Origin of the sequence: Roseovarius sp. MBR-78 (assembly GCF_040547535.1) — a bacterium.
Taxonomy (GTDB): domain Bacteria; phylum Pseudomonadota; class Alphaproteobacteria; order Rhodobacterales; family Rhodobacteraceae; genus Roseovarius.
Genome location: NZ_JBEPPX010000010.1, coordinates 24,039 through 50,752, shown reverse-complemented (window position 1 = coordinate 50,752; position 26,714 = coordinate 24,039). Strand labels below are relative to the sequence as shown.

General features: G+C 64.5%; 24 protein-coding genes and 3 pseudogenes. 7 read left to right on the top strand and 20 right to left on the bottom strand.

The features are described from left to right. Positions 1-25: 25 nt before the first annotated feature. Positions 26-1,978: a lytic transglycosylase domain-containing protein gene (locus ABIE58_RS10060; protein WP_354544577.1), complete on the bottom strand. Its 1,953-nt coding sequence runs from the start codon at positions 1,976-1,978 to the stop codon at positions 26-28. Positions 1,979-2,106: 128 nt separating this feature from the next. On the opposite strand from ABIE58_RS10060, the gene dapA reads away from it, so the two are divergent. Then, a complete protein-coding gene (gene dapA, locus ABIE58_RS10055; RefSeq protein WP_354544576.1) occupies positions 2,107-2,982 on the top strand; it encodes a 4-hydroxy-tetrahydrodipicolinate synthase in 876 nt (291 codons plus the stop codon). A gap of 291 nt (positions 2,983-3,273) precedes the next feature. Here the strand turns inward: dapA and cuyB are convergent, their stop codons facing one another. The 5 genes from cuyB to rpmB form a co-directional block, all read right to left on the bottom strand. Continuing rightward, a complete protein-coding gene (gene cuyB, locus ABIE58_RS10050; protein WP_354544575.1) occupies positions 3,274-3,954 on the bottom strand; it encodes a cysteate racemase in 681 nt (226 codons plus the stop codon). 9 nt (positions 3,955-3,963) lie between these two features. After that, positions 3,964-5,259, bottom strand: a complete 1,296-nt coding sequence (hisD, locus tag ABIE58_RS10045) for a histidinol dehydrogenase (protein WP_354544574.1) — start codon at positions 5,257-5,259, stop codon at positions 3,964-3,966. Positions 5,260-5,489: 230 nt separating this feature from the next. Then, positions 5,490-5,966 carry a copper chaperone PCu(A)C gene (locus tag ABIE58_RS10040; RefSeq protein ID WP_354544573.1) on the bottom strand — a complete coding sequence of 159 codons (477 nt, stop codon included), beginning with the start codon at positions 5,964-5,966 and terminating at the stop codon, positions 5,490-5,492. 44 nt (positions 5,967-6,010) lie between these two features. After that, positions 6,011-6,358, bottom strand: coding sequence for a hypothetical protein (locus tag ABIE58_RS10035; protein ID WP_354544572.1), 348 nt, complete (start codon positions 6,356-6,358; stop codon positions 6,011-6,013). A gap of 104 nt (positions 6,359-6,462) precedes the next feature. After that, on the bottom strand, positions 6,463-6,753 hold the full coding sequence (gene rpmB, locus ABIE58_RS10030; RefSeq protein WP_354544662.1) for a 50S ribosomal protein L28: 291 nt from the start codon (positions 6,751-6,753) through the stop codon (positions 6,463-6,465). Positions 6,754-7,091: 338 nt separating this feature from the next. Between rpmB and ABIE58_RS10025 the strand changes: the two genes are divergently transcribed. From ABIE58_RS10025 to ABIE58_RS10015, 3 genes are all read left to right on the top strand, one after another. Then, complete coding sequence (locus ABIE58_RS10025) at positions 7,092-7,889, top strand: metallophosphoesterase (RefSeq protein ID WP_354544571.1); 798 nt, start codon at positions 7,092-7,094, stop codon at positions 7,887-7,889. A gap of 99 nt (positions 7,890-7,988) precedes the next feature. Further along, entirely contained in the window at positions 7,989-10,139 is a 2,151-nt protein-coding gene (locus ABIE58_RS10020; RefSeq protein ID WP_354544570.1) for a GumC family protein, read from the top strand. A 91-nt stretch (positions 10,140-10,230) separates the two neighbouring features. After that, entirely contained in the window at positions 10,231-10,629 is a 399-nt protein-coding gene (locus ABIE58_RS10015; RefSeq protein WP_354544569.1) for a hypothetical protein, read from the top strand. Between the two features lie 189 nt (positions 10,630-10,818). On the opposite strand, the gene ABIE58_RS10010 is transcribed toward ABIE58_RS10015, so the two are convergent. The 9 genes and pseudogenes from ABIE58_RS10010 to araD all read right to left on the bottom strand — a co-directional run bounded on the left by ABIE58_RS10010 (position 10,819) and on the right by araD (position 19,856). Continuing rightward, positions 10,819-12,210: a polysaccharide biosynthesis/export family protein gene (locus ABIE58_RS10010; RefSeq protein WP_354544568.1), complete on the bottom strand. Its 1,392-nt coding sequence runs from the start codon at positions 12,208-12,210 to the stop codon at positions 10,819-10,821. A 27-nt stretch (positions 12,211-12,237) separates the two neighbouring features. Then, the gene (locus ABIE58_RS10005; protein ID WP_354544567.1) at positions 12,238-12,861 is read right to left on the bottom strand and encodes a YjbF family lipoprotein; all 624 of its coding nucleotides are present in this window, start codon (positions 12,859-12,861) and stop codon (positions 12,238-12,240) included. Then, entirely contained in the window at positions 12,858-14,984 is a 2,127-nt protein-coding gene (locus ABIE58_RS10000) for a YjbH domain-containing protein (RefSeq protein WP_354544566.1), read from the bottom strand. Before ABIE58_RS10000 ends, ABIE58_RS10005 begins: the two co-directional genes overlap by 4 nt. Positions 14,985-15,321: 337 nt before the next feature. Beyond that, positions 15,322-15,434 (bottom strand): annotated as a pseudogene (locus ABIE58_RS09995) (RidA family protein); the annotation flags it as partial. A gap of 9 nt (positions 15,435-15,443) precedes the next feature. Beyond that, positions 15,444-16,208, bottom strand: coding sequence for a (2Fe-2S)-binding protein (locus ABIE58_RS09990; RefSeq protein ID WP_354544661.1), 765 nt, complete (start codon positions 16,206-16,208; stop codon positions 15,444-15,446). A 45-nt stretch (positions 16,209-16,253) separates the two neighbouring features. Next, positions 16,254-16,900: pseudogene (locus ABIE58_RS09985) on the bottom strand (IS6 family transposase). Positions 16,901-16,945: 45 nt separating this feature from the next. Beyond that, positions 16,946-17,194 (bottom strand): annotated as a pseudogene (locus ABIE58_RS09980) (ribonuclease activity regulator RraA); the annotation flags it as partial. After that, the gene (locus ABIE58_RS09975; RefSeq protein WP_354544565.1) at positions 17,191-18,102 is read right to left on the bottom strand and encodes a dihydrodipicolinate synthase family protein; all 912 of its coding nucleotides are present in this window, start codon (positions 18,100-18,102) and stop codon (positions 17,191-17,193) included. The pseudogene ABIE58_RS09980 and the gene ABIE58_RS09975, both read right to left, overlap by 4 nt. A gap of 11 nt (positions 18,103-18,113) precedes the next feature. Beyond that, a complete protein-coding gene (gene araD / locus ABIE58_RS09970) occupies positions 18,114-19,856 on the bottom strand; it encodes an L-arabinonate dehydratase (RefSeq protein ID WP_354544564.1) in 1,743 nt (580 codons plus the stop codon). A 133-nt stretch (positions 19,857-19,989) separates the two neighbouring features. Here araD and ABIE58_RS09965 point away from each other — a divergent pair, with 133 nt between their 5' ends. From ABIE58_RS09965 to ABIE58_RS09955, 3 genes are read left to right on the top strand one after another with little or no spacing between them, the layout of a single operon-like run. Continuing rightward, positions 19,990-20,751, top strand: a complete 762-nt coding sequence (locus ABIE58_RS09965; protein WP_354544563.1) for an HpcH/HpaI aldolase family protein — start codon at positions 19,990-19,992, stop codon at positions 20,749-20,751. 39 nt (positions 20,752-20,790) lie between these two features. Further along, a complete protein-coding gene (locus ABIE58_RS09960) occupies positions 20,791-22,335 on the top strand; it encodes an aldehyde dehydrogenase (NADP(+)) (protein ID WP_354544562.1) in 1,545 nt (514 codons plus the stop codon). Continuing rightward, positions 22,332-23,288 (top strand): 2-hydroxyacid dehydrogenase, encoded by a 957-nt coding sequence (locus ABIE58_RS09955; protein ID WP_354544561.1) that lies wholly within the window; start codon positions 22,332-22,334, stop codon positions 23,286-23,288. Before ABIE58_RS09960 ends, ABIE58_RS09955 begins: the two co-directional genes overlap by 4 nt. Here the strand turns inward: ABIE58_RS09955 and ABIE58_RS09950 are convergent, their stop codons facing one another. Genes ABIE58_RS09950 through ABIE58_RS09930 form a run of 5 tightly spaced genes read right to left on the bottom strand, consistent with a single transcriptional unit; the run spans position 23,289 to position 26,590 of the window. Then, positions 23,289-23,606 carry an NIPSNAP family protein gene (locus ABIE58_RS09950; protein ID WP_354544560.1) on the bottom strand — a complete coding sequence of 106 codons (318 nt, stop codon included), beginning with the start codon at positions 23,604-23,606 and terminating at the stop codon, positions 23,289-23,291. It abuts the gene before it with no gap. Between the two features lie 35 nt (positions 23,607-23,641). Next, the gene (locus ABIE58_RS09945) at positions 23,642-24,358 is read right to left on the bottom strand and encodes a FadR/GntR family transcriptional regulator (RefSeq protein WP_354544559.1); all 717 of its coding nucleotides are present in this window, start codon (positions 24,356-24,358) and stop codon (positions 23,642-23,644) included. A gap of 3 nt (positions 24,359-24,361) precedes the next feature. Next, positions 24,362-25,063 (bottom strand): nickel pincer cofactor biosynthesis protein LarB, encoded by a 702-nt coding sequence (gene larB / locus ABIE58_RS09940; protein WP_354544558.1) that lies wholly within the window; start codon positions 25,061-25,063, stop codon positions 24,362-24,364. Beyond that, positions 25,050-25,835 carry an ATP-dependent sacrificial sulfur transferase LarE gene (gene larE, locus ABIE58_RS09935; protein ID WP_354544557.1) on the bottom strand — a complete coding sequence of 262 codons (786 nt, stop codon included), beginning with the start codon at positions 25,833-25,835 and terminating at the stop codon, positions 25,050-25,052. The genes larB and larE overlap by 14 nt, the downstream gene beginning before the upstream one ends. After that, positions 25,832-26,590, bottom strand: coding sequence for a FadR/GntR family transcriptional regulator (locus ABIE58_RS09930; protein ID WP_354544556.1), 759 nt, complete (start codon positions 26,588-26,590; stop codon positions 25,832-25,834). Before ABIE58_RS09930 ends, larE begins: the two co-directional genes overlap by 4 nt. Positions 26,591-26,714 lie beyond the last annotated feature (124 nt).

Here is a 26,714-nt window from a genome sequence, read left to right as displayed (position 1 = left end):
GTGGCAGGCTTGACCGGGGGGGCGGTCAGTCTGTCATGCTCCCGCCGCTATCGCCCTTGATTTCGGCGGAAAAGGGGCCTGGCAGGGCCTCTTGGCCAAGGCGCGCGCGATAGATCGGCAGGCTCTCGGCCACGCGCATCACGTAGTTTTGCGTCTCGCGAAAGGGCAGGTGCTCGATCCAGTCGAGGACCGCCTCGGGGGTCATGAGGCGCGGATCGCCGTAGCTTTCGAGCCACCCGGCCAGCCGACCCGGACCGGCATTGTAGGCCGCCGCCACCAGCAGCGGGTTGCCGTCGTAGCGTGAAAGCAGCCCCGCGAGATAGGCGGCACCGAGGCGGGCATTGTAGCGCCAATCGCTCACCAACCGGGCCGCGTCATAGGCAAGCCCCTGATCGCGGGCCATCTCGCGGGCGGTGGCGGGCATGAGCTGCATCAGCCCGGTTGCGCCCGCGCCGCTCATGACATCGGGGTTGAATTCGCTCTCGCGCCGGGCGATGGCGAGCACCCAGTGCATCGGCGCGGGCAGGTCCATGCCCGTCATCGGGTGCAGCGGGTAATAGGGGCCGGGGATGGTCAGCCCGCGCTCTGCCGCCGCCTTGCCGAGCATCACTTGCAGATAGGGCGTGCCCAGTTCGGCAAGCATCGCGCCCATCTGCTCAAGGCCCTCGCGGTCTTGTGTCTCCGAGAGGTGCAGCAGGAAGCGGCGCGCCAGCCCGGTATCGCCCATGCGCAGGGCAAGCGTGGTGATCTCGTGCAGGTCGGTTCGGGCGAAATCCGCCGCGCGCCACGGGGCGGCGGTATCGGCGGTATCGGCGGCGGTGATTTGCGCGGTGATGTCGCGCCCGATCGCCTCGGCGGCGAGCAGGCCGTAAAAGCTCGTCGGGTGGTCGGCACCCAGGGCATAGGCGTCGCGCGCGCCCTCGGGATCGCCGCCCGCGTCGAGGGCGCGGCCCAGCCAATAGCCCGCGCGGCCCAGCGAAATGGGCGTCGAGACGGCGGCGCGAAAGCGCTGAAAATGATCCAGCGCCAGATCGGGCGCGTCGAGATGGGTGAGCGCGATGTAGCCTGCGAGCCATTCGAGATCGGCGTAATTGGTTCCTGCGGCAAGCTGATGCAGCGATGCGATCTCGTAGGCGCGCGCGGCGTTGCCGTCGCGCATGGCCTGACGGGCCAGCGCGCGGCGCCATCCGGCCCAGCGCTCGGGCACGCCCAGCCCGCCCCGGATGCGGCTCTGGCGCAAAAGCACGGCGATGGCATCCTCGGCGGAACGGTCGAGATGGTGGGAGAAGAGCGCGAAGGCGATGCCGGGGTCGCGGGCTTCTGTCTCGCTCAGCCCGTCGATGGTGCCGGTTGCGACGCGCGCCCAGGTCTCGGCGCGGCTGCGCGCGGCATCGCCCACCAGTGGCAGCATCACGGCCACGTCATCCAGCCCGCGCCACAGCGCCATGTCGAGCCGCGCCTCGTGATGCGGGGCCATCAGCGTGGCAAACTCGCGCAGGACATCGGCATGTTCTGCCGCTGTGAGGTCGAGCGTGCGCCAGGCCATGACGATCCCGGCCTCGGCCTCGCCCTGCCGCCCGCGCGCCAGCCGCGCACGCGCCGCAGACAGCGCGCCGGTGCCGGTTTGCGGGATGTAGCCATCGTAGAAGGCGAGCATCTGATCGAATGTGCCATGGGCCATCGCCACCTCGCTTTGCGCGCGCAAGTGGTCGAGGCCGGGCCAATGGCCGTTCTTCGCAAGAAAGCCGAGGATGTCGGCGGGCGTGCCCAGCCCCGCGCGCAGCCGGTGCCATTCGATGAGGTCCGCCGCCGCCGGGCCATCGCGCGCCGCGAGGCGGGCGGCCACCTCCCAGCGGCCGTCCTGCATGGCGTTGAGCGCGCTGGCGAGCGGGCGCGGGGCGAGGCGCGCCACATCCGTCTGCGCCAGCGCGGAAAGCGGCAACGCAGAGATCAAAACCGTTGCCAGAAATCTTAACATCTCTTGCCTTTTGCGCGCTGAATCAGGATAGACGGGGCCAGCCTAGGCGGCGCGGCCATCGCGGTCCACTCAAGAGTGCAAGAGCGGCTGTTGCCTCCGCCCACCCCGCGATCACGAAGGAGCGCGTCATGTTCAAAGGATCATTCCCGGCCCTCGTCACGCCGTTCCGGAACGGCGAAGTGGATTGGGACACGCTCGGCAAACTCGTGGAATGGCATATCGGCGAGGGCAGTCATGGCCTTGTGCCGGTGGGCACCACCGGCGAGAGCCCGACGCTGACCCATATCGAGCATGAGCGCGTGATCGCCGAAGTGGTGCGCGCCGCCGCTGGCCGTATCCCGGTGATCGCAGGGGCGGGCAGCAACAACACGCTGGAGGCGATTCGCTTCATGCGCCATGCCGCCGATGTGGGCGCGGATGCCGCCCTCGTGGTGACGCCCTATTACAACAAGCCGACGCAAGCGGGCCTGATTGCGCATTTTACCGCGCTGCACGATTGCTGCGAGTTGCCGATCATCATCTACAACATCCCCGGCCGCTCGGTCGTGGACATGACGCCCGAGACGATGGGCAAGCTGGCGCAACTGCCGCGCATCATCGGGGTGAAGGATGCCACCGGCGATCTCGCGCGCGTCTGCACGCAGCGCATCGCCTGCGGCAAGGATTTCCTCCAGATTTCCGGTGAGGATGCCACCGCGCATGGCTTCAACGCCCAAGGCGGGCGGGGGGTGATTTCGGTCACCGCCAATGTCGCGCCGAAACTGGTGGCGCAGGTGCAGGAGGCGACGCTCGCGGGCGATTACGCCACCGCGCTCGATCTTCAGGACCGGCTCATGCCGCTGCACCGCGCGATCTTTGTCGAGCCGGGACTGGTGGGGGTGAAATACGCCATGTCTCGGCTGGGCCTGTGCAGCGAGGAGGTGCGCCTGCCGCTGGTGGGGCTGAGCGATCCGGTCAAGGCGCTGGTCGAGGACGGCTTGCGCCACGCGGGGCTGATCAACTGAGGGCAGAGGGTGCCTCGATTGGGAGAGGCGTTGAGGGAGCCGCGCGGGTGCCCGTCCGCCGGGTGGGCGCAGAAACGTATTAGAGTGGCACTTTATGGCGGCCAAATACTTCAACGATTGTAAAGATTGCACCGTTGCAAAAGCGCCCGCCCGTCACGCCGAAGGCGTGCCGACCATAATCGGCGCACCTTCGGTGCGACGGGGCGGACGGGCGCTCGCGCGGCGGCGCGCAAGCGCGCCTTGATTCCGCGCGGGGCAGAAAGCGGATGACAGCAACAGGCCACCCGCCCGCTATCCCCTCGCAAACTCCACGATCGCGCCGGTCAGGCAATCGAGGCTGTCGCTGCACGGCAGGTCGTCGGGCAGGGCATCGGTCATCAGTGACAGTTCGGTGCAGGCCACCAGCAGGTGATCGGCCCCTTGCGCGCGCAGCGCGTCGGCTTGCCTGCGCAAGGGGCCGGTCAGCGTGGCGGGTGGATCGCCTGCCTTGATCGCGCGGATGATCGACAAGAGCGCGGTATCGTCATCGAGGAACACCGGCACCAGCCCGCGCGCGGCAAAGGGCGCGGCAAAGACATCCGCCAGCCGCGTCGCGGGCGAGGCGAGCATCCCTACCCGTCGCGCGCCCGTCCCGGCCAGATGCGTGGCGGTCAGCGCGAGCATGTCGAGAAACGGCAGGCCGGTCGCCTCGCGGATCGCCGGGGCATAATAATGCGCGGTGTTGCAGGGCATGGCGAGCGCCTGCGCGCCTGCGGCCTCGAGATCGCGGGCCATGCGCGCGAGGGTGGGGGCGGGATCTTCGCCGCCGCCCTCGATCAGCGCCTTGATGCGGCTGGGCACCTGCGGGTTCTGATGCACCAGAAGCGGCACGTGATCGGCATCGTCGCGCGCGGGCACCGCCGCCATCACCTTTTGCATCAGCAGGATTGTGGCCTCCGGCCCCATCCCGCCCAGAATTCCAACGGTTCTCATGGTCGTGTTCTATCCTGTCGAGGTGAGGGCGTGGCTCCCCGTGCCAAGCCGGATATCGGCGCTTCGGGCGTGCCCCTCCATTCCCTCGGCGCGGCTGAGCCGGGCGGTCACCCCGGCGAGGTGGTCGCGCGCCTGCGGCGTGACGCGTTGCCAGGTGACGGTTTTCAGGAACTTATGCACCGAAAGCCCCCCTGTGTAGCGCGCCGCCCCCGAGGTGGGCAAGACATGGTTCGGCCCCGCCGCCTTGTCACCGAAGGCCACGGTGGTGGCCTCTCCGAGAAAGAGCGAGCCATAGGCGCTGAGCCGCCCCAGCCACCAGTCGAGATCGCGCGCCTGCACATGCAGGTGTTCGGGTGCGCGGGTATCGGCATGGGCGGCCATCTCTTCGCGACTGTCACAAAGCACCACTTCGGCCAGATCGTGCCACGCAGTGTGCGCGGCGGTGCGATTGGGTTCGGGCAGGGTGGCGATGAGTTCGGGCACGCGGGCGATCACCGCCTCGGCCAGAGCGCGCGAGGTGGTGGCGAGCCACACGGGCGAATTGGCCCCATGCTCGGCCTGGCCCACCAGATCGGCGGCGACGGTCTCGGGACAGGCCGTGTCATCGGCGAGGATCAGGCTGTCAGTGGGGCCTGCGACCATGTCGATGCCCACGGGGCCGAAAAGCTGGCGCTTGGCCTCGGCGACATAGGCATTGCCGGGGCCGACAAGGATATCGGCGCGCGGCGCGCCGAAAAGGCCAAAGGCCATCGCCGCCACCCCCTGCACCCCGCCAAGGCACAGGATGCGTGTGGCCCCGGCGAGGCGCATCGTGTGGATGAGCGCATCGGGAATGCCGCCCGGCCCAGAGGGCGGCGAACAGGCCGTGATATCGGCCACCCCGGCTTCGCGCGCCGTGGCGATGGTCATCAGCGCCGAGGCGATATGGCTGTAGCGCCCGCCGGGCACGTAACAGCCCGCCGCCTGCACGGGGATCTGTCTCTGCCCCGCGATCAGGCCGGGGCGCAGCTCGATCTCCATATCCTGTGCGGTGGCGCGCTGGGCCTTGGCAAAGCGCGAGATGTTGTCATGCGCCCAGGCGATATCGTGTTTGAGCGTCGGGGCCACGCGGGCCGAGGCCGCCGCGATCTGGTCCCCTATGAGCACCACCGGCCCCTGCCAGCCATCCAGATCGCGGGCGTATTCAAGCGCCACTTGCGCACCGCCCATGCGCAGCCGCGCAAGCATCACCTGCACCGTGTCGGCGATATCGGCCGGGGTTTGCGCGGGCTCTCCGGGGGCGGTCTTGAGATATATGAGCGGCATGATGCGGGTCTCCTTCCCCTCTGGAATGGGGGGCGGTGCCGCCTTGGGCAAGCGATTTGCCGGGGATGTGAGGGGGTTTTTGCGGCCCGTGAAACCGGGTTTCGGAGTTTCCGAAAGCGCGCGCGGGTCAGGGCCGCGCGGCAAGCCCCCGCGCGCAGGTCTCATCAGGTCGGATAGTCTATGGCCGAGACGCGGCGGGGCCGCGCCTCGATCGGTGATGTAGGCAGGCGTCAGTTGCTCTGGCCGTGCTTGTGCCCGTGCTCGGCCTTGCGCGCGAGGTCTACCGGCACCTCGATCTCGATCTCGCCCGATGTTTCGAACACGAGGGTGAGCGGGATCGTCTTGCCCTGCTCGAACGGCTCGGTCAGGCCCATCATCATGACGTGATCGCCGCCGCGCTGAAGGAAGATCGTCTCGCCTGCGGGCACGGCAAAGCCCTCCTCGACATGGACCATCTTCATCACGCCGCCTTCCTCGCGGTGGGTATGAAGCTGCACCATCTTGGCGGCGGGGCTGCTGACGCCGATCAGCCGGTCATCGGCATCGCCGATATTCTCGATCAGCATGAAGGCCGCGCCGGTCTTGGCCATCGGGCTGGCGCTGCGGGCATAGGGATCGAGCACATGGATTTCCTGCGCCATCGCGGGGGCGGCGAGGGTGAGGGCAACGGCGGCAAGCGCCGTGAAAGCGGTGGATTTGAGGGACATTCAGTCGCTCCTCTCTGGTGTGAATTTCGGAAAAAAACGCGGTGTCAGGCCAGGCGCGGCGGCGCGCGTGCCAGCATTGCCGGGCGCACGGGATCGGTGGTGTGGCGGGCATGGGCAAAGGGCGTGCGCGCGCACGTGAGCGTTGCGTGCCGCGCGGGCAGCGGATCGCGCGGCACGCTGGCGTGAAACGCAAGCAGGCAATCGGGGCAGGCATGTTGCGGGGTCACCGGCTGGCCACGGGCATCGAGCGCGACATGGGTCAGCCCCTCGCCCGAGCAGATCACCAGCAGCGCAACCGGCCGGGGCGCGCCGCGCGCAACCGCGAGGGTGACGCTGGTGAGCGCCAGGAACAGGCAGAGCCCGAGGGTGGTTATGCCGCGCAAGACCGTCATCGCCCAACGGTATAGGCCCCCCGGCCCGCGCGCGACAAGCGACAAAAGGAAACAGCCCCGTCGCAGGCGCGACGGGGCCGGAAATATCGCGATGCAGCCCGTGTTCAGACGGTGGCGGCCTGTGCGCGGGCGATCTCTTTCTTGACCTTCAGCGCCGAGGCCGAAAGCTCTTCATCCTTGGCCTTGGCGAGAAAGGCATCAAGCCCGCCACGATGATCGACGCTGCGCAGCGCGTGTGCCGAGATGCGCAGCTTGATGCCACGGTTCAGCGCCTCCGATTGCAGCGTCACATCGTTGAGATTCGGCAGGTAGCGACGCCGGGTCTTGTTGTTGGCGTGGCTCGAATTGTTGCCGGTCATCGGGCCTTTTCCGGTCAGTTCGCAGCGGCGCGACATGGGATCATCCTCGTCTTTGGGTGAGGGCATCGACGCCCCGTCTAAACATCAAAAGGCACCGCCACAGGCAGCGCCTCGAATTCCATTGCCGGTGATTAAGCGCAAAGCCGGTTGGCGTCAAGTATGGCGCGCAGGAAAAGCGGCGTTCGTTTTTGTTTGTTGCGATCTGGGATCGGGGCAAGGGCGAGACGGTATTTCACGGAATTCATGCGCCCGTCGCCGAGGCGGGGGGCCGGGAGGGCAGGTTTCAGCGGGGTCGAGATGATGTCGCCAATCCGGGGCGCGCTGTGCGGGTTGAGCGGGCGGGCCAGCTTGAACCTTTGCCGCGAATGATAAATATGACGGTCATGAAAGACGTGATGCGCCGTGTGCTGAACTGGGCAAAGCCGATACCCGCCCCGCAAGGGCCGTGGCCAAACGCGCCTGTGGCCCCGGATCGGCCTTTTGTTGCCGTGGGGGATATTCACGGGCGCGCCGATCTGTTGCTGGAAATGGATCGCCTGATTGCAGCGCGCTGCCCAGGCTGGCCGGTGGTGTTCGTGGGCGATTATATTGACCGAGGCGACCGGAGCCGCGAGGTGCTGGAGCTTTTGATGTCGGTCTCGCCCGAGGGCACGCCACCGGTCACATGCCTGATGGGCAATCACGAGCGGATGTTGCTGGATTTTCTCGATGCTCCGGCGCAAGCGGGGCCGCGCTGGTTGCGTAATGGCGGGCTGCAGACGCTGGAAAGCTTTGGCCTCGCGCCGCCACTTGGCACGGCGGGGGACGCATCGGCGCTCGGCGATCTGCGCGACCGGCTGGCCGAGAAAATGGGCCCCGCGATGATCGACTGGCTGCGCGCGCGGCCGCTCTCGTGGCATGGTGGCAATGTCTGGGTGGTCCATGCCGGTGCCGATCCCGATCTGCCGATGGAAGAACAGGCCGACGAGGCGCTGCTCTGGGGGCATCACGCATTCCGGCGCAGGCCGCGGGCAGACGGGCAATGGGTGATCCACGGGCATACCATCGTGGATGCGCCACATGCCCTCTCGGGGCGAATCGCCCTTGATACCGGGGCCTATGCCACCGGTCGCCTGAGCGCGGCCGCGATTTCCGCCGAGGGTGTTGATTTCCTTGGGACCGGACCAGCATAACGGCGCTTGCACGACAGGCATCGGGCCCGAAATGTTTTGTCATTGCCCCACGAAAGCGGTAGTCAGCCCTCAGTTGCAAATTACTGATACGAGTATTCCATGAAAGATTCGACACCTATCGCGGGCAGCCGGGGTGCCACACGGGTTTTGCCTGCTCAGGCGGACGATGATGAGATCGACCTGATGGAGCTGTTCCGCGCCCTGTGGCGCGGCAAGTGGTTGATTGCGTTGGCGGCAGTCGCGGCGGTGTTTGTTGGTGGCTATTACGCTTTTGGCATTGCCGATCCGCAATATCGCTCCACCGCCAAGCTCACGGTTGAGGTGCGGACCAACCAGGTTGTCGATATCGCGAGTGTGATGTCCGGGGTGTCCACCGAAACGGCAGCGCTCAATACCGAGATCGAGATCATGCTGTCACGCCGCGTGCTGGGCAGGCTGGTGGATGAGATGGGCCTGACCGGTGATCCTGAATTCAACCCCGAGCTGCGCGAGCCGTCCCGCTTGTCGGGAGCCGTGAAGGCGGTCAAGGGGCTTGTAAGTGGTGGTGTCGAAACCGGGCCGAAAATCCAGAAATCGCCGCGTGACAAGACGGTAGATACGCTGCTGACCGCGCTTTCGGCCTCGATCCAACGTGAGACCTACGTGTTTACCATCAGCGCCACGACCGGTGATGCGCAAAAATCGGCGGAGATCGTGAACACCCTTGCGCAAACCTATATCGCAGAGCAGATCGCCGTGAAGTTCGAGGCGACCGAACAGGCGGTAGACTGGCTTTCGACGCGGGTGGCAGTGCTTGAAACGGACCTGCGCGAACGCGAGGATACGCTCAAGCAGGCACGGGCCGAGACCGATCTTATCAGCCCCGAAGCGCTGGAAGGGCTCAACGTGCAGGCCAAGGACCTGCGCGAACGGCTGGCCGAGATGCGCACGCGCGCGGATACCGCGAGTGACCAGGCCGAACGGCTACGTGCATTGCGCGCAGCCGGTGATCGCGCGGCCATTGTCGAAGAGACAGGAAATCCGGCGTTGCGGCGGTTGCTCTCGGCCATCCAGAGCGGCGATAGCGGTGCTGCGGCATTGTTCGAGCAGCAGCTCGACACGTTGGTGGCGACTGCCGGGGAGGCGTATGAGCGGCTGCGCGGGCAAGCGAACGCATTGGCCGAATCCTATCTGTCTCTTCAGGATCGGATCGACCGGCAATCCGCCGATCTTGTGCGCATCGAGCAAATGGCCCGCGAGGTCGAGGCGACGCGCACGCTCTACGAGACTTTCCTGACACGACTTAAAGAAACCACGATCCAGCGCGGCTTGCAGCAGGCCGACAGCCGGGTTCTGTCGGATGCGATTATTGGCCAGAAGGTCGCCCCGAAAACCGCGCTTATCCTGGCGCTGTCGTTTGTTCTGGGTCTCATAGCCGGTGCGGTCGTCGTGCTGATTCGCCAATTCCTGCACAACACGTTCCGCAGCGCCGAAGAGATCGAGGCGGCGACCGGGCTGCCGGTGCTCGGCCAGGTCCCGCGCATGCCGTTCAAGGCGCGCACCGACCTGATCAGCTATCTGCGCGACAAGCCGACCTCGGCCCCGGCGGAGGCGATTCGCAACCTGCGCACCTCGCTCTTGCTGTCGGATATCGACAACCCGCCCAAGGTCATCATGTCCACCTCCTCGCTGCCCGGCGAGGGCAAGACGACGCAGGCCGTGGCACTCGCGCAGAACCTGTCGGGCCTGGGCAAGAAGGTGTTGCTGATCGAGGGCGATATCCGGCGGCGCACGCTTGCGCAATATTTCTCGGACGTGCCCAAGGGCGGGATCCTCACGGCGCTGTCGGGCGAGGTGCCACTGCACGAGGTCGTGTTTCACGATGACCGGCTGGGCGCGGATGTGCTCATGGGCGAGAAATCGAGCGCGAACGCGGCTGACCTGTTCTCATCGGATCGCTTCGCCCGTTTTGTCACACGGGCGCGCGAGGCCTATGATTTCGTCATCATCGACACCCCGCCGGTTCTGGTGGTGCCGGATGCGCGCGTCATCGGCCAGCATGTTGACGCGATTCTGTTTTCGGTCGCTTGGGACAAGACCCAGCGTGCCCAGGTGGTCGCGGCGCTGCGCGAATTCGAGTCGGTCAACGTGCGGGTGACCGGAATCGCCTTGGCCCAGATTGACCCCAAGGGAATGCATCGCTATGGCTACGGGGGTAAATACGGGGCCTATTACGGGGCCTATGGAAAAGGCTATTACGAGGCGGGATGATTTCTGTTTGGGCCTTATGCGCCTATTTCATTTGGCCATATTAAGGTGTAAACTTCCCGACGATGGGTGATGGTAGAAAGGATATCTTGCCATGAAGAAATTTATTGCTTCGACTTTGGCGCTTGTTGCCGCTTTTTCCGTGGCTGCGCCAACATTTGCACAACAGGCATATGAGCGGCTTGAGGGCGAATCTGCCATGCAGATGGCAAGCCGGATCGGTGCCTGTGACAGTGCCGGCATCCGGACCGCGCGTTTCAGTGATGCGGGCGGCCTTCTGAAGGTTGGATGCGTCGGTGGCTTGGGTGCAGGTGCCGCGGCGGGCGCTGGAGCTGCGGGGGCTGGCGGTGCAGGCACTGCCGCGGCAGGCGGTCTTGTTGGTGGCCTGGGCGTCGCGGGCACGGTCGCGCTGAGCGTCGCTGCAGTAGCCGGTGTGGCCGCAGCGGCGAGCAGCGGCGGGTCGAGCACGACGAGCACGACCGGCACGAACTGAGTGCCGCGAGGATCTGGCGAGCCACAAGGCTTGTGAAGACCGCACGACAGTGGTGAAATCGAAAAAGCGGCACGGTGAGTGCCGCTTTTTTATGTCAAAGCGAGCGCGCGCCGCGATCGGGTGCGTCCGCATATCGGAAGGCGGGAATTTCAGTTCCCGTCGCGACCGATATCCTCCGGCAACACCGCGTCATTGTGTCGCGATACTTGCCGTCGAGAAAATCAGCGACGGCACGATTTGCTGCACGGCGCGGTTCCATTTGGTGACCGGCTGTTCCTCGACGAAAACGATATCGTTCGGGCGCATCTGCATCTGCGTGGCGAGGGTGATGTTCACAGCGTTGCGTCCATTAAGGTGCCAGGCGGTTATCGCGCCGAATTCCGCCGGGTCCTGCGACGGGCGCAAGACGTAGATGTTAGACACATTCCCGGTCACCGTCGGGACGCCGCCACCACCATACAGCATATCGGCGAGTGTCGCCTGCTGCTCGTAGGGCAGCGGGATGCGCCCCTGCTTTTCCACCTCGCCCGTGAGATAGATATAGTCGCGCGCCTCCGCTCCAAGCTCTTCGCGCGCGCGGAAATTGCTGCGTCCTTCCTCGAGCACGCTGCGGCGCATCTCCATCTCGGCGGTCATCATTTCGAACGCGTTTCTGCGCGTCTCGTTGCGCAGCCGGATCACGTCCACCTCCTGGCGGTAGAATTCAAAGGCGCGGTCGAGGTCATAGGTCGTGTCGACATAGAGCGCGTCGCCGTCCCGAAGCGGCAACTCGCGCAGGTTCGGCCGTGCGAGGTAATCCTCATAGGGGATCTGGTAGAGCGTGCCATCGCGGTATATGCGGATCGAGGCGAATTGCTCGTCCTTAACCATCACGCCCCCGGTGGCGGTCAGCGCGTCGCCGATGGTGAGGCGTTGCAAGGTGACCGGCACCCGCGCCGCCTGACGCACGGCCCCGCCGACGGTAACGCGTTGCGAGTTGAACCCTGTCACCTCCAGCGAAAATGCCGGATCGACCTGGTTTTCCAACAGGAACCTGAAAATGCGATCCTGTGCCTCGGCGAGCGTCAGCCCGCCGATCTCGACCCGCCCGATATCGGGAATGGAAATCGCCCCGTCATCGGAGACCACATAGCCTTGCCGCTGCGTCTGCGCGGCCAGCAGCCCGCTCAACTCCTCGACCGAATTTCCGGCCTGGCGGGTGGCCAGCAGGACAACATCGCCTACCCCGATCCGGTAGGGGGGCACCTCGAAATCCGCCGGCGGCCGCAATTCGAGACGACCGGGCTGCTCATCGGGCACTTGCGGGGCCGCAGGCAGGGCGCCGAGACCCATCCCTTGCCGCGCCGAGGCCGATGAGAAGAATTCCCCTGGCAGGTTGCGCGGGCTATAGGGCGTGCGGTTGGCCACCAGCACCGTCTGGGGCGTCAACGTGATTTCGCGCACATCCAAATTGGTGCCCGCCGAGCGGCTGACCGTGGGGCTCTTGTAGACGACACCGCACCCCGCAGGCAGGATCATGACGGCGGCGAGCGCCATTGCGATCGCGGTGCGCGGTGCGGAGATGTGTTTGCCGTATGTCATCGTAGTCCTCCGGAAAATGTATCTTTGCTATCGGGCGACGCGCTCGGTGTCCATGTATTGGATGGCTGGGCTGATCCACTGTCGCGATCTGATAACCTGCCCGGACCCGTCCTGCCAGAAAATGTTGGTAAAGCTGTGCCCCGGAGAGACGCAGGCAATCTCGGTTCGTTGCAAGGATATGTCTTGCCCGCCGGCCGCGACACGGTCGGGGGCTACCCCGGCCTGGCGGCACTGATAGGCGCGAAACACGGTGCGATCCTCGCCATCGAGATAGGACCGGATATGCGGGTAATATCCGCTGCCCCCCATGCCGCGCAGAAGAGTGATATCGCCGTCGACATCCGCCGACATGAGATCGTCGCCCAAACCTCGTGTCGCGACCACGATACCGTGCCGGAACGACAGCGTGATCCCGTCCAGCGTTTGCCACACCGTCACATCCGCGTTGCGCGACACCGGGCCCAGCACCGCGACGGCCCCGGTTTCGGGGATCGATACGCGCAGCCGTTCAGGGCCGATGAGCTGCGGCGCGGTGCCCGACACATTGCCGGTCAGTTCGAGCGCGCCCAGCATCCGGTCACAGCCAGCGAGCAGGGCCGCAGACAGGATCATCACCACCGGAGAAAGAAGACGAAACGCGCCCGACCTCATCGCCAGAACCTCCCCCAGCCATCTTGAAGGGCCGGCTTCTGAACCGGGCGAACGCGATCGTAAAGGCGACCGGGCACATCCAGGCGCGCGCCACCATCGCGCAGGACCGGGCGGATCGTGGTGCTGAAGGCGGTCTTGTTGGGCTCGCCCAGCAGCCATGAGATCGGCATCGTGATGCGGATGCCCTTGTCGAACGAGCCCTCGCCGAACCTGTCAAAGGACACATCGGTCAGCGTGGCAAAGGCGCCGATCTTCCAGCCGTTGTTGAATTCACGGTCGAGCGCGAAGGTCGCCCCCCAGTCTCCCGCCAGATAGCGCCCGGCATCGATCTGCGCGTGAAACCCGTTGCCCATATCCCAATAGGCCGAGGCGTGGCCGGTCCCCACATCGTACCTTTGAAAGCCGAACCCCCCGTCGAAATCGCGCTGTTGCGCGTAATTCACCTCCACCCCGAGGGCAAAGGGGCTGTCGTTGCGCTTCCACAAAAGCTCTGATGACACTCCCCCGAACATCCGCTCCAGGTAGCCCACGGTCACCCGGCCATAGAGGTCGCGACCGGGCTTGAAGTAATGGGCGGCGGTCAGGGTCGTGAGCGCGGTTTCGCCCTCGCGGTCATAGAGCGTGAAATCGCTGCGCACATGTTGCAGCACCGAATCGGATACCCGCGTTGACTCGTCGAGATTACCGACGACTTTCTGGCGCAGACTGCCCGACAGCTCAAACCCCGGCGCAGGCTGAAAGGAGACATCAAGCTGGGCCCCGACATCGGCCCGAAGCGGATTGTCCGGATCAAAGAGACTGGGGCTGAGATAGGGCTTGAGCCCCCAGTCAAAGCGCGGATAGCGATCCGGCACGGGCTGCGTTCCCCCTGTCGGAGACGTGATCCGCGCGCGCGCAAAGCTCCTCCAGCTTCCATCAAGATCGTGTTCCAGCAATTCCATGTCCGCGCGCGCGATCGTCACCTCGGTCACGGGCAGGCCGCTCACGACCATCACGATATCGAACCTCCCGACAGAGACCGGCAATTGCCGCGACAAAACCCGTGCCGTCCGCCCGATGGCCTGCGCCTCCTGCGGATAGGCAAGGTTTTCGATCTCGACACGGGCGGTGTCTGCCTCGACCACGAGACCGTGCAGCCTCACCCCCTGAGACGCAAGCGCCTCGGCCAGGCGGGTGCGTAGATCCTTGCGCTCTTCGACGGTGCCAGACCACCCCAGCGCCGCCGCCGGCGTCACCTCGCGCAGCAAGACCGGCGGGGGGGCCGGATCGCGCCCGGCCCCGTTGGGCCGGGATTTCGGATTGAGCGCGGTGCTGATCTGCACGCCGATCTCGCTGCCGTAGAGATACCGCAGCGACAGGTCCGTCATCGGGCCGACCTTGTAGGTGGCCCCGAAATTCAACTGCGTCTCGCGCTCAAAGGCGGAAGGGTCCTCCCGCGGATGATCGTCCGAGGAATATTCGGCCGTTAGCTTGAGTTTCTTTGTCGCCTGCCATTCGATGCCGCCAAAGAACGCCGCATCGCCCCGGAAAAACTGCTGCGATTCGACGTCGCCCCCTCTGCCAGCATCACGCTGCGGACGGCTGTCGAACCGGTCGTCGAGGATGCCCAATGGGTTGCTAAAGCCGCCCACCCCACCCAGTCGGCCCCAGCCCAGCCCGCCGGTCACGCGCAGGCTCTTGCCGAAGGTCTTGGTGGCGACGATATATTCCGATGAGTAGATACCCGTGCCTAGGAAATCGTTCAACCCTACTGCGAAAGCCGGGCGCAGATCGGTTTCATCCGCGAAGCGATAATGCAGCGAGAAACTGCGGTCATAGTTCGTGACGGTGCCCCCGGTCGTAGGGAAATCCTGCAATTCGGCATACCGGAAACTCCCTGAAAGACGGGGCAGCATCTGGAAGGTCAGCGTGTTGCGGGTTTGTCCCGCGAAACTGCTGATCGAGAAGGCCAGTTCGCCGTCCGGGCGGCTCGTGGCCACGGGCATGTCAATCATGCCGGGATAGCCATAGCTGTTATATCCAGTCTCGATCAGCGGTTGCGTCTCGGCAAAGGCTGCGCAAGCCGTGGATACCGTGACCACAACGCCGCAGGTAAAAATCTTAAGATACAATCTCCGGAACATGCCGGTCGCATATCAGAGCGCCACACCGTAATACCAAGAAAAGTACCGGCCATGTGAAACAACAAAACCGGCGTTGCCGAAAGGCCACGTCGAGCATGGCGGCGTGCCATCACGCATGTGGAAATATGACATGTCGAAACGTCTTTTGGTGTCAGGCGGGGCGGTCTCCGGCGTCCGCTTCCCGCCGAATGCAAGCACAGGATGCTTGCGTTCCAGTCGTGTCGAGCGCGCCGTTTTTCTGCTGCGTTTTGTCACCATGTCCGAGAGCCGACACCCGCCAATCTTCCCTTGGAATTGGCCGCATCCGTAGATTTGGGTGGCGATCTTCAGGGTCATGGCGGGTCTGCCCGGCCACCGTCGCGCCCACCCCTCCTCGCTGCACAGATAGGCCACGCCGTTATGCTTGACGATCTTGCTCATGCGTTGGCCGGTCTCGATGCGTTCGATCATGTCAGACCCCTATTTCACCGGTTTCGAGGCGGGATGGTCCATCGCCGCCAACTCGCCAAGCGTGACGGGCTTGAGCGGCGGGCGGATGCGGTAATGGCCGGTCTCGTCCTGCGTTCGCCCGTTGGCCTTTGCAAGAAGCGCCGTCACCGTCAAACCGCAATAGCGCCCCTGGCACGGCCCCATCCCGGCGCGGCCAAAGGCCTTGGCCTGATTGGGCCCGATGCAGCCCAAGCGCGCATAGCGGCGGATGGCCCCGGCGGTGACCACCTCGCAGCGGCAAATGATGGTGGCGTCATCGGGCGCGAGCGCCTCGGCATGAGGTGGATAGGCCATGTCGAGGAAGGGCCGCGCGGCCAGCTCCCTGCCCTGCACGGATCTCAACGGGCTCGCCTGATGGTCGCGCGCGGCGTCAGAGAGGTGGCCGGTTTCCTCCGCCACTTTCAGCGCCGCGATGCGGTGCGCGCGGCCTCTGTGCGTGAAGGTCACGGCCTCGGCACGTGCCTCGCCCTCGATGGCGGTACCGGTCGCGCCGACATAACGCGGCACCCGCGCGCGGGTGATCTCGGCCAAAAGGCCCAGCCCCTTGAGCAGGTAGCGCCAGCCGCGCAGCGCGCCGCCGATATGCCTCGTCGCGCGGATCAGATCGCGCCGCGTCTGCGTCTCGACCAGGGCAACAGGGGGCACGCCCGCCCGCACCATCTGTGCCGCGATGAGGTAGAGGAGCGGACCGGAGCCCACCAGCACCGCGCGGCGTGCCAGAGCGCCCGACGGCATTGCCAAGTTGCTTGGTTGATGCAGCGATGCCCCGCGTTTGCCAAGTCATGGCTTCATCTGGAGAGCATAGTTCGTCCACAGATCGAATGCGTCTGCCCGGGCATGGCGGATGTGGCGGTGAGGCAATAGCGGCGGGGTTTGAAGATCGTGTTGATCTGGTCATGCGCGGCAAGGAAGCGCTGTGCCTGTCTGGGGGACTTGAACCGCGCCATGATTTTTCTCGTCGCCCGCGTCGGTCTGTGACCACCCTTGGCAGGCCAAATAGAGCGATTAACCTCATCAGAAACCGCTTGGCGGCTTTGGCATTGCGGCGTGTCTGAACCAGGATGTCGAGCGTATCACCGTTCGTCGGGGAATTGATCCCCCGGATCAAATCCAGATCCTCCTCACCATCGACGGCCCGCCACAGCCAGTGCTTCACGCCATTGATCGGCACAACGACCTCGTCCAGGTGCCACTTGTCGTTCGGACGCGGCCGGGTCCCGGCGGATACGGCCCGCAAAATGCGCGCCAAACCGGTTGACCCAAAGGCGGATGGCTTCGCGGCGGACGATGACACCACGCGCCGCCAGGAGATCCTCAACATCCGCCGTGCTGAGCGCAAAGCGATGACAGGCCCAGACCGCATAGGCGACGATCTCGCGGGGAAAACGAAAGCCTTTCAGGCGCGGCATTGATGACGGTATCTGCATGGCACGCCCGGTACCAGCCGCAGAAGCCGCAAACAACTTGGCAATGCCCTCGGGACAGGTCTCTGTCGCGACACGCTGGGGATGGTCGCGATTGCGGAATTCCACCAGCTGGTTGCGGTTTTCGCGTGCTGGCATATACCGCAGCGTAAAGGCGGGGCCGACCATGTTGCGACCCTTGCGCGCAACCGGGCCAACACCCTGCACCACCTGATTGCGCAGACTGCGCTTTTAAAGGGCGGTGGCAAGCGTCGCCACGGAAACCTCCCTGGGCTTTTCACGGGTATCTTCGTTCATGTCGCAATCTCCTTAAGCCTGTTACGAGCCACGAAATCTTCCAGCGCGGCCCGCTGTCGGTCCGTCAGCGGCCATGCAGAGGGCGGGCGCGTCGGTCCGCAATCATGCCCGATGGCCATCAGGGCCGCCTTTACACCGGTGACGTTGGTGCCGTTAAATTCTTCCGCCCGGATATCCTCAAACGCGCGCATGTCCGCGATCAGGTGATTTGCCTTGGGATAGTCGCCCGCGTCGAGCGCGGCGTGGATCGCCATGGATCGTTCTGGCCAGACATTGATCAATCCCGACGTGAACCCCCGCGCGCCGACCGCATAGAGCGGCGGTGCCCAGACCTCGGCCAGCCCGCCGACCCAGACGATCTGGTCGGGGCAGGCCGCGATAGCGGCGGCCAACTTCAGCGGGTTGGGCGTCGCCCATTTCACGCCTTTGACGCCGCCCGCCTCGCATAGGCGCGCAATGCCGTCAGGGCCCATCGCGTCGTTGCGCAGGTACAGCATCACGGGTAACCCGCCGGACGCGTCGCGCACCGCCTTGATATAGTCGATCGTGCCGCGCGGTGATACGAAGGGATCGGGCGGCTGATGGATCATCAGCGCCGCGGCCCCCGCATCGGCACTTGCGCGCGCAAGCCGACAGGCATCGCGCAGGCCCCGCCCCACGCCCGCAAGAAGTGGCGCACGACCCGCGACCATATCTGCCACCTCGCGGACCATCGTGCAGGCCTCGTCGGTCGTCAGCGCGTAGAACTCGCCGGTGTTGCCGTTCATCACGGGGATGTGCATGCCCACCCCCAGCGCGCGGTCAAGGATCGGCGCCAGCTTTCCCGGGGCAATATCGCCCGCCGCGTCATATGGCGTCACGAGGATGCCGGAAATCCCGGTCAGGGCCTTTTCAAGGTCATGTGCCATGGGTTTTTCTTTCAGTAGATGTCGGGTTCGCCAGCGGCCTGACCGTGCTGGGCCGTGAGGTAATCAAAATCGCACCCTTGGTCGGCCTGCCCGACGTGTCGCTGGAACATATGGCCCCACCCACGTTCGAACCGCGGCGTCGGCGCCACCCATGCCGCGCGGCGGGCGGCGATTTCATCCTCGTCCACCAGCATGTCGAGGGTTCGCGCTTCAAGATCCATGCGCACGGTATCGCCTGTCTTCAGCAAGGCCAGTGGCCCTCCGACGAAGGCTTCGGGGGCGACGTGCAGGATGCAGGCACCGTAGGATGTACCTGACATCCGCGCGTCGGAAATGCGCAACATGTCCCGATGGCCCTGTTTCAAGAGCGCCTTGGGCATGGGGAGCATCCCCCACTCCGGCATTCCCGGTCCGCCCTGCGGGCCAGCGTTGCGCAAGACCAGAACATGATCCGGCGTTACGTCCAGATCTTCGTCCTCTATAGCCGCCTTCATCTCTGGGTAGCTGTCAAAGACCAGCGCCGGGCCTTCATGAAGATAGTATTTGGGATCGCAGGCGGCGGGTTTGATCACCGCACCGTCAGGGCACAGGTTGCCGCGCAGGACCGCCAGAGAACCCTCGCGGTAGACCGGATTGGACAATGGCCTGATCACGTCGTCATTGTAGACGGGCGCGCCCGCGATTCCATCGCGCAGCGGCTTGCCGGTGCAGGTGATCGCGTCCCGGTCCAGCTTTTCGCCAAGCTGGTCCATCAACGCGCGCAACCCGCCCGCGAAGTAGAAATCCTCCATCAGGTAGTTACTGCTGCCCAACGGGCGGATATTGGCGATCAGCGGTGTCTCGCGCCCCAGCGCGTCCAGATCGTCAAGATCGAGCGGGACACCCGCCCGCCGCGCCATCGCCAGCAGGTGCACGACTGCGTTCGTGGAACAGCCCGTGGCCATTGCGACCACTGCAGCATTGCGCACCGATGCAGGGGTGATGATGCGGTCGGGGGTCAGATCCTCCCACACCATGTCCACGATGCGCCGCCCGCATGATGCGCTCATCCGCTTGTGGCCCGCGTCGGCGGCGGGAATCGAGGATGCGCCAGGCAGGCACAGACCCATGGCCTCGGCGATCGCCGTCATGGTGGATGCCGTGCCCATCGTCATGCAATGCCCGTAAGAGCGCGCGATACCGCCCTCCACGCCCAGCCACTCCTGCGCCGAAATCGTGCCGGCGCGGCGTTCGTCCCAGTACTTCCATGCATCCGATCCCGACCCAAGCGACTTGCCTGCATAATTTCCGCGCAGCATTGGACCAGCGGGCAGATAAATAAAGGGAACCCCCGCAGTGATCGCCCCCATCGTCAGCCCCGGCGTGGATTTGTCGCAGCCGCCCATCAGCACTACGCCATCCAGCGGATGCGAGCGGATCGTCTCTTCCGTCTCCATCGCGATCATGTTGCGATAGAGCATCGAGGTGGGTTTGGTAAAGCTCTCGTCGATGGAGATCGTGGGGATCTCCAGACCTAGCCCGCCCGCCTGCGCTATGCCTTTCTTGACGTCCTCTGCCCTGTCGCGGAAATGCAGGTGACAGGGGTTCATCTCGGACCAGGTGTTGAGGATGCCGATGATAGGCCGACCTTCCCAATCCTCGGGTCCCAGCCCCATCTGCATCATTCGGGACCGGTGCCCGAAACTGCGCAGGTCATCGGGGCCGAACCAACGTGTGCTGCGCAGCGTCTTTGCGGTCTTTCGGTGCTTGGTCATCGGCGCCTCTTTCTTTTTTAATGTCGTGCATATTTCCGGGGAACGGCCGGGTTGTAACTAGTAATATATTACCGTATTAGATGCATTGTCGATACCGTTTCCAAAAGGCATCCCTGCAATGTTCCCTCAGACGTTGAAACAGACCCTGATCCGCAACAGCTGCAAACCCGGCTTCTGGCTGTCGCTTTGCGCACCGACGGCAACGGAAATCGCGGCCGGCAGCGGCATTGACTGGCTGCTGCTGGACATGGAGCATTCGCCGAACGACCTTGGTCAGGTTCCCGACCACCTGCGCGCCGCGCAAAGTGCCCCGGGCGGGGCGGCGGTTGAGATCATCGTGCGGCCACCGGCTGCTGACCAGACCATGACGAAACGCCTGCTCGATATCGGCGTTCGCAATTTGATGTTTCCGATGATCCAGACCGCTGAAGATGCCGCCGCCGCCGTGTCCTGGACACGCTATCCACCCGAGGGGGTGCGGGGCATATCCGCGACGACGCGGGCCAACAACTATGGGCGGCAGGCCGATTATCTGGACCGTTACGTTGACGCTCAATGTGTCATCGTACAGGTCGAAACATCCGAGGCCATCGATCAAATCCCGGCCATCGCCGCAGTGCCAGGGGTGGATGCGGTCTTTGTCGGACCGGGTGATCTGGCCGCCTCCATGGGTCACGCAGGCGACCCGATGCACGCCGAGGTGCAGGACCGGATCGCACAGGCCATCGCGGCTATCCACGCGGCGGGCCTTCCTGCGGGCATTCTTGGTTACGGCAAGGACACGGCCCGGCGCTATTTCGATCAAGGCTTCGAATTCGTCGCCATCGCGGGCGATGCGTGGCTTCTGACCCGTCAGATGGACACGTTGGTGCAGGACATGGCGTCTATGCGATAACGCCCCATTCACGGACGACAATTTCAGAAAGAGAGACTGATGACCGCAGATACCCCCGCTTTCACCCCGCATGGCAACCACCTGATCGCAGGTGACTGGATTGGTGGCGGCGATACCTTCACCAACGACCCAGTGGATGGACGCAAGGACACATTCCAGTTCGGCACGGCTGCGCACGTTGATGCCGCCTGCACCGCTGCTGAAGAGGCATTCTGGAGCTACGGCTACAGCGCCCGCGCGGCGCGGGCGGCGTTTCTGATTACCATCGCCGACGAGATCGAGGCCCGGGCTGCGGCGATTACCGAGATTGGCAGCCGCGAATCCGGCCTGCCCGCGGCGCGGTTGGAGGGTGAGCGCGGTCGCACCACCGGCCAGCTGCGGCTGTTTGCGGATCACATTCTGCAAGGTCACCACCTCGATCGCCGCGTCGATGCCGCACTGCCGGACCGCACGCCATTCACGCGCCCCGATATCCGAATGATACAGCGGCCCATCGGGCCTGTTGCAGTCTTCGGTGCCTCAAACTTTCCGCTGGCGTTCTCGACCGCTGGTGGGGACACTGCAGCGGCGCTTGCGGCTGGCTGCCCGGTAGTGGTCAAGGGCCACCCGGCACATCCGGGCACCTCAGAAATCGTGGCGGAAGCGATCCACGCCGCCATCCGCAAATGTGACATCCATCCGGGCGTGTTCTCGCTGATTCAGGACGGTGGGCGCGCCTTGGGCAAGGCCTTGGTGGAACATCCGCTAATCAGGGCCGTCGGCTTCACCGGATCATTGGCCGGTGGTCGCGCGCTTTTCGACCTGTGTGCGCAGCGCAAAGATCCGATTCCCTTTTTCGGCGAACTGGGGTCGGTCAATCCGATGTTTGTCCTTGACGCAGCCGCGCAAGCCCGCGGCACCGCGATTGGTGAAGGCTGGGCCGGATCGCTTACGATGGGTGCCGGGCAGTTCTGCACCAATCCCGGCATCGCAGTGGTGCGCAGGGGGGACGCGGGCGATACTTTCGTCGCCGCTACGAAATCTGCGCTGGAAAAAGCGCCTGAACAGGTCATGCTAACCGACGGTATCGCGCAGGCTTACCGTGACGGCAAGGCGCGGTTCGATGCCGGAAAAGGAGTTAAGCCAGTGTTGCAAACGCAAAGCGATGGGCGGACGGCACAACCGAACATCTACGAAACTGACGTCAAGACATATCTTCACGATGACACGCTGGGCGGTGAAGTCTTCGGGCCGCTGGGGCTTGTGGTCCGGGTTGACGGCCCCGACGATATGCGTGCACTGGCGAAGGAATTAGAGGGACAGCTAACCGCGACGATCCACATGGATGACGCTGACACCGATGCTGCACGCGCGCTGCTGCCCATACTGGAACGCAAAGCGGGCCGGGTTCTGGTCAATGGATTTCCCACCGGCGTAGAGGTCAGTAGCGCGATGGTGCATGGTGGCCCCTATCCCGCCTCGACCAACTTTGGGGCCACCTCGGTGGGGACGCTGGCGATCCGACGCTTCCTGCGGCCGGTGTCGTTCCAGAACGTGCCCGGCTCCATCCTGCCTGTGGATCTGACTGATGGAGCGATGCAATGACCGGCCCTTGCCATGTTGCCGTGCTTGACCCGATGCCGGATGCGATGCAGGCCAAAGTGCGCGCCATCGCGGGCGATCTGGACCTGCGGTTTCCCGCGTCACCCGACATCGCCGATTTCGCAGCCACGGTGCGCGGTGCCGACGTGATCGTGGTGCGCGGCCTCGGTCTGTCAGAAGAGATCCTGCGCGGTTCCGACGCGGTCAGGCTGGTCCATAAATGGGGAACGGGCGTCGACAATATCCCGCTTGACGTTGCGCGCGAACTGAAAGTGCCCGTTGCGCGTAGCCCCGGAGTGAATGCCCCGACCGTCGCGGATTTGACCGTCGGCATGATTATCGCAGCCCTTCGCCGGATCCCGCAGCATGACAATAACACCCGTGCGGGTCGCTGGATCGTGGACTCACTGGTGCCGGGTGCCCGCGATCTGAACGGACGGTCGGTCGGATTGATCGGCTTCGGCGCCATTGGTCAATTGGTCGCGCGGCGCCTGACCGGATTCGATTGCGACGTGATGTATCATCGGCCTTCGGGGCGGCTGCCGGGTGCCGCAGCGCGCTTTGCCTCGATGGCAGAAATCCTTGAAACCGCCGATATCGTCAGCCTGCATCTGCCGCTGACAGAGGCGACACGTCATATGATCGGCGCGCCGCAGCTTGCGGCCATGAAAACGGGCGCGATGCTGGTCAATACCGGGCGCGGCGGTCTGGTGGACGAAGATGCACTGATCGCTGCGCTGCGCAGCGGGCATCTCGCCGCGGCTGCACTTGACGTCTTCGCGCAGGAACCTGTGAACGAGGATAATCCGATGCTGCACATGGATAACGTCGTCGTCTTGCCGCACATCGGCGGCTATACCGAAGACAACCTGCACCGCATGGTCAGTCACTGGGCCGAGAACATCCGCCGCTTCCGTGACGGACGCGGCATTGACGCGGACTGCATCGTCATCTGATCAGGTGTCGAAGAAGGGCGCAGGCATCATGATCTTGCTGGTCTGTTCGACCAGGTATCCGGCTGCAGCGCTCTTGCCGAGATAGCTCTGCCAGTCCGGATCGGCGGCAAGCCGCGCGCGACGCTCGGCACGATCGGCGGCATCGCGATATGGCCAGATATGCACGAATGAATTGACGTCTCCCGTTTCCGTCTGTGCGAACAGCAGCGGTGCGCCGAGAATGCGCAGTTGTGCCGCATAGCCATGCTCCGCGTAGAGAGCGAGGTGCTTTTTGATCGTGCCGGGACGGCAGATATAAGTGCGGTGGTCATAGATCATCGGACAGGGCCTTTTGGGCAAATTGTTGCGGTTTTCTAGAGGGGTTCTGTGTTGTCGGTGATGCGCGTGCGCGCCTGCAACAGGTGATAGGACATGCACACGGCCGCCGCTTCGCTGTCGCCCGCACGAATCGCCTCAAAAATCTGGCGATGTTCGCGAATGACAAGGTCAAGCCGCGCCTGCGACCCCCCGCGGGTCAGTTTCTGGGCCACGTCGATGCCGCGTTCGATCAGGCCACGGGTGCAATCAAGCATCTGGATGAACACGTCGTTGCCCGCTGCCGCCGCGATGGCGCGGTGAAAATCGTAGTCCTCGGCAACTGACGGGGTACGCGCCTGCATCGACGCTTCAAGCTGCAGCAGCGCGGCTTCGATCCGGGCCAGGTCGCGAGGGCTGGCGCGCAATGCTGCCAGGCGCGCTGTCGTGTGCTCTACAGTAATCCGGGCCTCCATCGCCCGCATCAAGCCCGCGACTGACTCCGCAGTGGCGTATTCGATCAGTTTTTCGGGCGGCCGGCGACGAACGAAAGAGCCGACGCCGCGCCGTGCCTCTACCAGCCCGTCTTCCTGCAACTTTCGCAAAGCTTCGCGCACCACGGGCCGCGACACGCCAAAGGCGCCGGCGATCTGATTTTCCGACGGCAATCGTTCGCCTTGGCCTAACTTGCCCGACACGACCTGCTCCAATATCTGTCCGTAAAGCTGGTCGCCAAGTGTCTGACGCTTTGTGATCTGCAATTTAGGTTCTTCCACTCGTTAATCCTCTCCCCATGCGCGGCGCAGGATATTCGCAAATCGCAGTGCAGAGGTAGCGGCACCGTAACCATTGTCGATATTCACCACGGTAACGCCCGGCGCACAGCTGGCCAGCATGGAGTCGAGCGCGACACGCCCGCCTGCCGCGACGCCGTAGCCCACCGATGTCGGCACGCCGATCACGATACCCGGCACCAATCCGGCCACCACCGACGGCAGGGCCGCATCCATGCCGGCAAAAACGATCACCACGTCCATCTCGCGCAGTTGCGCCTCGCGCGCCAGAAGACGCCACAGGCCGGCGACGCCCACATCGCTGATCGCCACGGCATCCACCCCGCCATAGGCCAGAACCCGCCGCGCTTCGGTCATCGGCCCTGCATCCGAGGTTCCCGCGCTGACCAGCGCGATGCGCGGACGCTCCGAAAGTTCAGGCACATGGCCAAGGATCGCGGTGCGGGATACAGCGCAATAATCGACGCCCTCCCGCAAATTCAACGGCAGGCTCTCCCACTGGGCGGGCAGCAGGCGGGTCATCAGAAGCCTTCGTCCCTCGCGCGTCGCGTCGCGCAGGATCGCGGCGATCTGATCGATGGACTTGTACTGACACAGTACTGTCTCTTCGATCCCGATGCGGCTGGCGCGGCCCCGGTCGAAGACGATGTCGGCATGACTATCCGAAGTGGGGCTATTCGTGGACAAAAGCGCTGCCTTTCTTATAGGGGCGCAGGGTAACGGCGATACCGCCCGGCAACCGGTCTGCAACTGCGGCAATTACCTGCGCCCGTCGAACGCTAGTCAGCCCGTCAAGAACATCTTCAGCAAGCTCCACGACCCACCCGGTCCGCAGGCGTCGGCACCGCAGCGTGACACCGCCGAGCAGGCCGCGCAGATCCTCTTCTACCGCGTCAATCACCCGCATATCTTCAGGATCGACGCGCAGGCCGGTTTCGATCCGGCTGGCAAGGCAGGGGGCAGCCGGCAAATCCGCCAGATCACCCAGGCCCAGCTGCCGGGCCAGCCCTCGCACCGCTTTCTTGTCCATGCCGGCGGCGACGAACGGGTGCAGCACCCCGTGTTCATCCGCCGCCACAAGCCCCGGTCGGTAGTCTGACAGATCGTCCAGGTTGGTGCCAGCGGCGACTGTTCGACCCAGCTGTGCCAGCCTGCCGTACAGGTGCGACTTGCAGAAATAACAGCGGTTCACCGGATTGGCCCGGTATGCCTCGTCTTGGAACTCCCCCGCGTCCACGATCCGCAATGCCAGACCGTGCGTCGCCGCAAAGTCCCGGACGCGGGCGGTCGCGGCTGCGGGCACGGCAGGCGATATCGCATGGCACAGCGTGACACCGTCCACTCCACGCGCGTGGGCTGCCGCTGCAGACAGGGTCAGACTGTCAATGCCTCCGCTCAGGGCGATGGTCAGGGAGGATGGCTTGATCAGTGCCCCGCGCAAAGTATCCGGAAGGGTCACGGTGTCCTCTCGGCGGCAGTATCGTTCAGCGCCTGCAGCAGGCGCATGCTGGACATTTCCAGATGCGCACGCATCTTGTCCCTTGCAAGTTCCACCTCACCGACCGCGATGGCGTCGGCGATCAGGTGATGTTCGGCCACCGCATCCCTGCTGTCGCTGCCCCGCTTGATCGCCTGCAGCCGCCCCGCCAGAATGGTCTCGCGCAGGCTGGCACCCAGATAGTTGAAAAGCCCCAGATAGTAATCGTTGCCGGTCGCCTCGCAGATTGCCCGGTGAAACCGCAGATCTGTCCGCACACCGTCGGGCACACGGGCAGTGCCCCCGCCGCTGGTGCGTTCAAACGCATCGGCGGCGGCCTTGATCTCGATACGCGCGGCGTCCGGGGCGCGGGCCGCAGCAAGAGCCGCCGCCTCGATTTCGAGCCCCATCCGCAGTTCCAGGATTTGCGACAGCTTGCGCAGGCTTTCGACATCATCTTCGGGAATCGCAAACCCGAATCGGGGTCTGTCGCTCGCCACGCAGGCCCCGCGCCCCTGACGGCTTGAGAGCAACCCTTCGGCTTTCAGCCGCGACACGGCCTCTCGGATCACTGTACGGCTTACATCGAGATCACATGCGAGCGTGATCTCCGACGGCAGCATCTCCCCCACCTTCCAGAGCCCCGTGATCACGTTGTGACGCATGACCTCAGTTACCTGATCGCTCAGCGTTTTTCCTCGCGTCAGCGGCACTGCGGAGAGCAATGTGTCAGGCATCCGTAGGCCCCTTCGTTTCAACGTGGTATACCTGTATGACAAATTACCATATGACGCAAAACCCCGTTTTGCAATTATTTTGCTGCATTCAACATGACAGCAAACAGCTGCTCAGTCAAAATAT

Excerpts from the sequence above, each read along its gene's own strand:
- ABIE58_RS10015 (WP_354544569.1), top strand. The coding sequence starts at position 10,231 with ATGAAGAAATTTATTGCTTCGACTTTGGCGCTTGTTGCCGCTTTTTCC.
- ABIE58_RS10025 (WP_354544571.1), top strand. The coding sequence starts at position 7,092 with ATGACGGTCATGAAAGACGTGATGCGCCGTGTGCTGAACTGGGCAAAG.
- rpmB (WP_354544662.1), bottom strand. The coding sequence starts at position 6,753 with ATGTCGCGCCGCTGCGAACTGACCGGAAAAGGCCCGATGACCGGCAAC.
- ABIE58_RS09990 (WP_354544661.1), bottom strand. The coding sequence starts at position 16,208 with ATGCCGTCGGGCGCTCTGGCACGCCGCGCGGTGCTGGTGGGCTCCGGT.
- ABIE58_RS10005 (WP_354544567.1), bottom strand. The coding sequence starts at position 12,861 with ATGAGGTCGGGCGCGTTTCGTCTTCTTTCTCCGGTGGTGATGATCCTG.
- ABIE58_RS10035 (WP_354544572.1), bottom strand. The coding sequence starts at position 6,358 with ATGACGGTCTTGCGCGGCATAACCACCCTCGGGCTCTGCCTGTTCCTG.
- ABIE58_RS10010 (WP_354544568.1), bottom strand. The coding sequence starts at position 12,210 with ATGACATACGGCAAACACATCTCCGCACCGCGCACCGCGATCGCAATG.
- cuyB (WP_354544575.1), bottom strand. The coding sequence starts at position 3,954 with ATGAGAACCGTTGGAATTCTGGGCGGGATGGGGCCGGAGGCCACAATC.
- hisD (WP_354544574.1), bottom strand. The coding sequence starts at position 5,259 with ATGCCGCTCATATATCTCAAGACCGCCCCCGGAGAGCCCGCGCAAACC.
- dapA (WP_354544576.1), top strand. The coding sequence starts at position 2,107 with ATGTTCAAAGGATCATTCCCGGCCCTCGTCACGCCGTTCCGGAACGGC.
- ABIE58_RS09930 (WP_354544556.1), bottom strand. The coding sequence starts at position 26,590 with ATGCCTGACACATTGCTCTCCGCAGTGCCGCTGACGCGAGGAAAAACG.
- ABIE58_RS09975 (WP_354544565.1), bottom strand. The coding sequence starts at position 18,102 with ATGGCACATGACCTTGAAAAGGCCCTGACCGGGATTTCCGGCATCCTC.
- araD (WP_354544564.1), bottom strand. The coding sequence starts at position 19,856 with ATGACCAAGCACCGAAAGACCGCAAAGACGCTGCGCAGCACACGTTGG.
- ABIE58_RS09960 (WP_354544562.1), top strand. The coding sequence starts at position 20,791 with ATGACCGCAGATACCCCCGCTTTCACCCCGCATGGCAACCACCTGATC.
- ABIE58_RS10020 (WP_354544570.1), top strand. The coding sequence starts at position 7,989 with ATGAAAGATTCGACACCTATCGCGGGCAGCCGGGGTGCCACACGGGTT.
- ABIE58_RS10040 (WP_354544573.1), bottom strand. The coding sequence starts at position 5,966 with ATGTCCCTCAAATCCACCGCTTTCACGGCGCTTGCCGCCGTTGCCCTC.
- ABIE58_RS09950 (WP_354544560.1), bottom strand. The coding sequence starts at position 23,606 with ATGATCTATGACCACCGCACTTATATCTGCCGTCCCGGCACGATCAAA.
- ABIE58_RS10060 (WP_354544577.1), bottom strand. The coding sequence starts at position 1,978 with ATGTTAAGATTTCTGGCAACGGTTTTGATCTCTGCGTTGCCGCTTTCC.
- ABIE58_RS09955 (WP_354544561.1), top strand. The coding sequence starts at position 22,332 with ATGACCGGCCCTTGCCATGTTGCCGTGCTTGACCCGATGCCGGATGCG.
- ABIE58_RS10000 (WP_354544566.1), bottom strand. The coding sequence starts at position 14,984 with ATGTTCCGGAGATTGTATCTTAAGATTTTTACCTGCGGCGTTGTGGTC.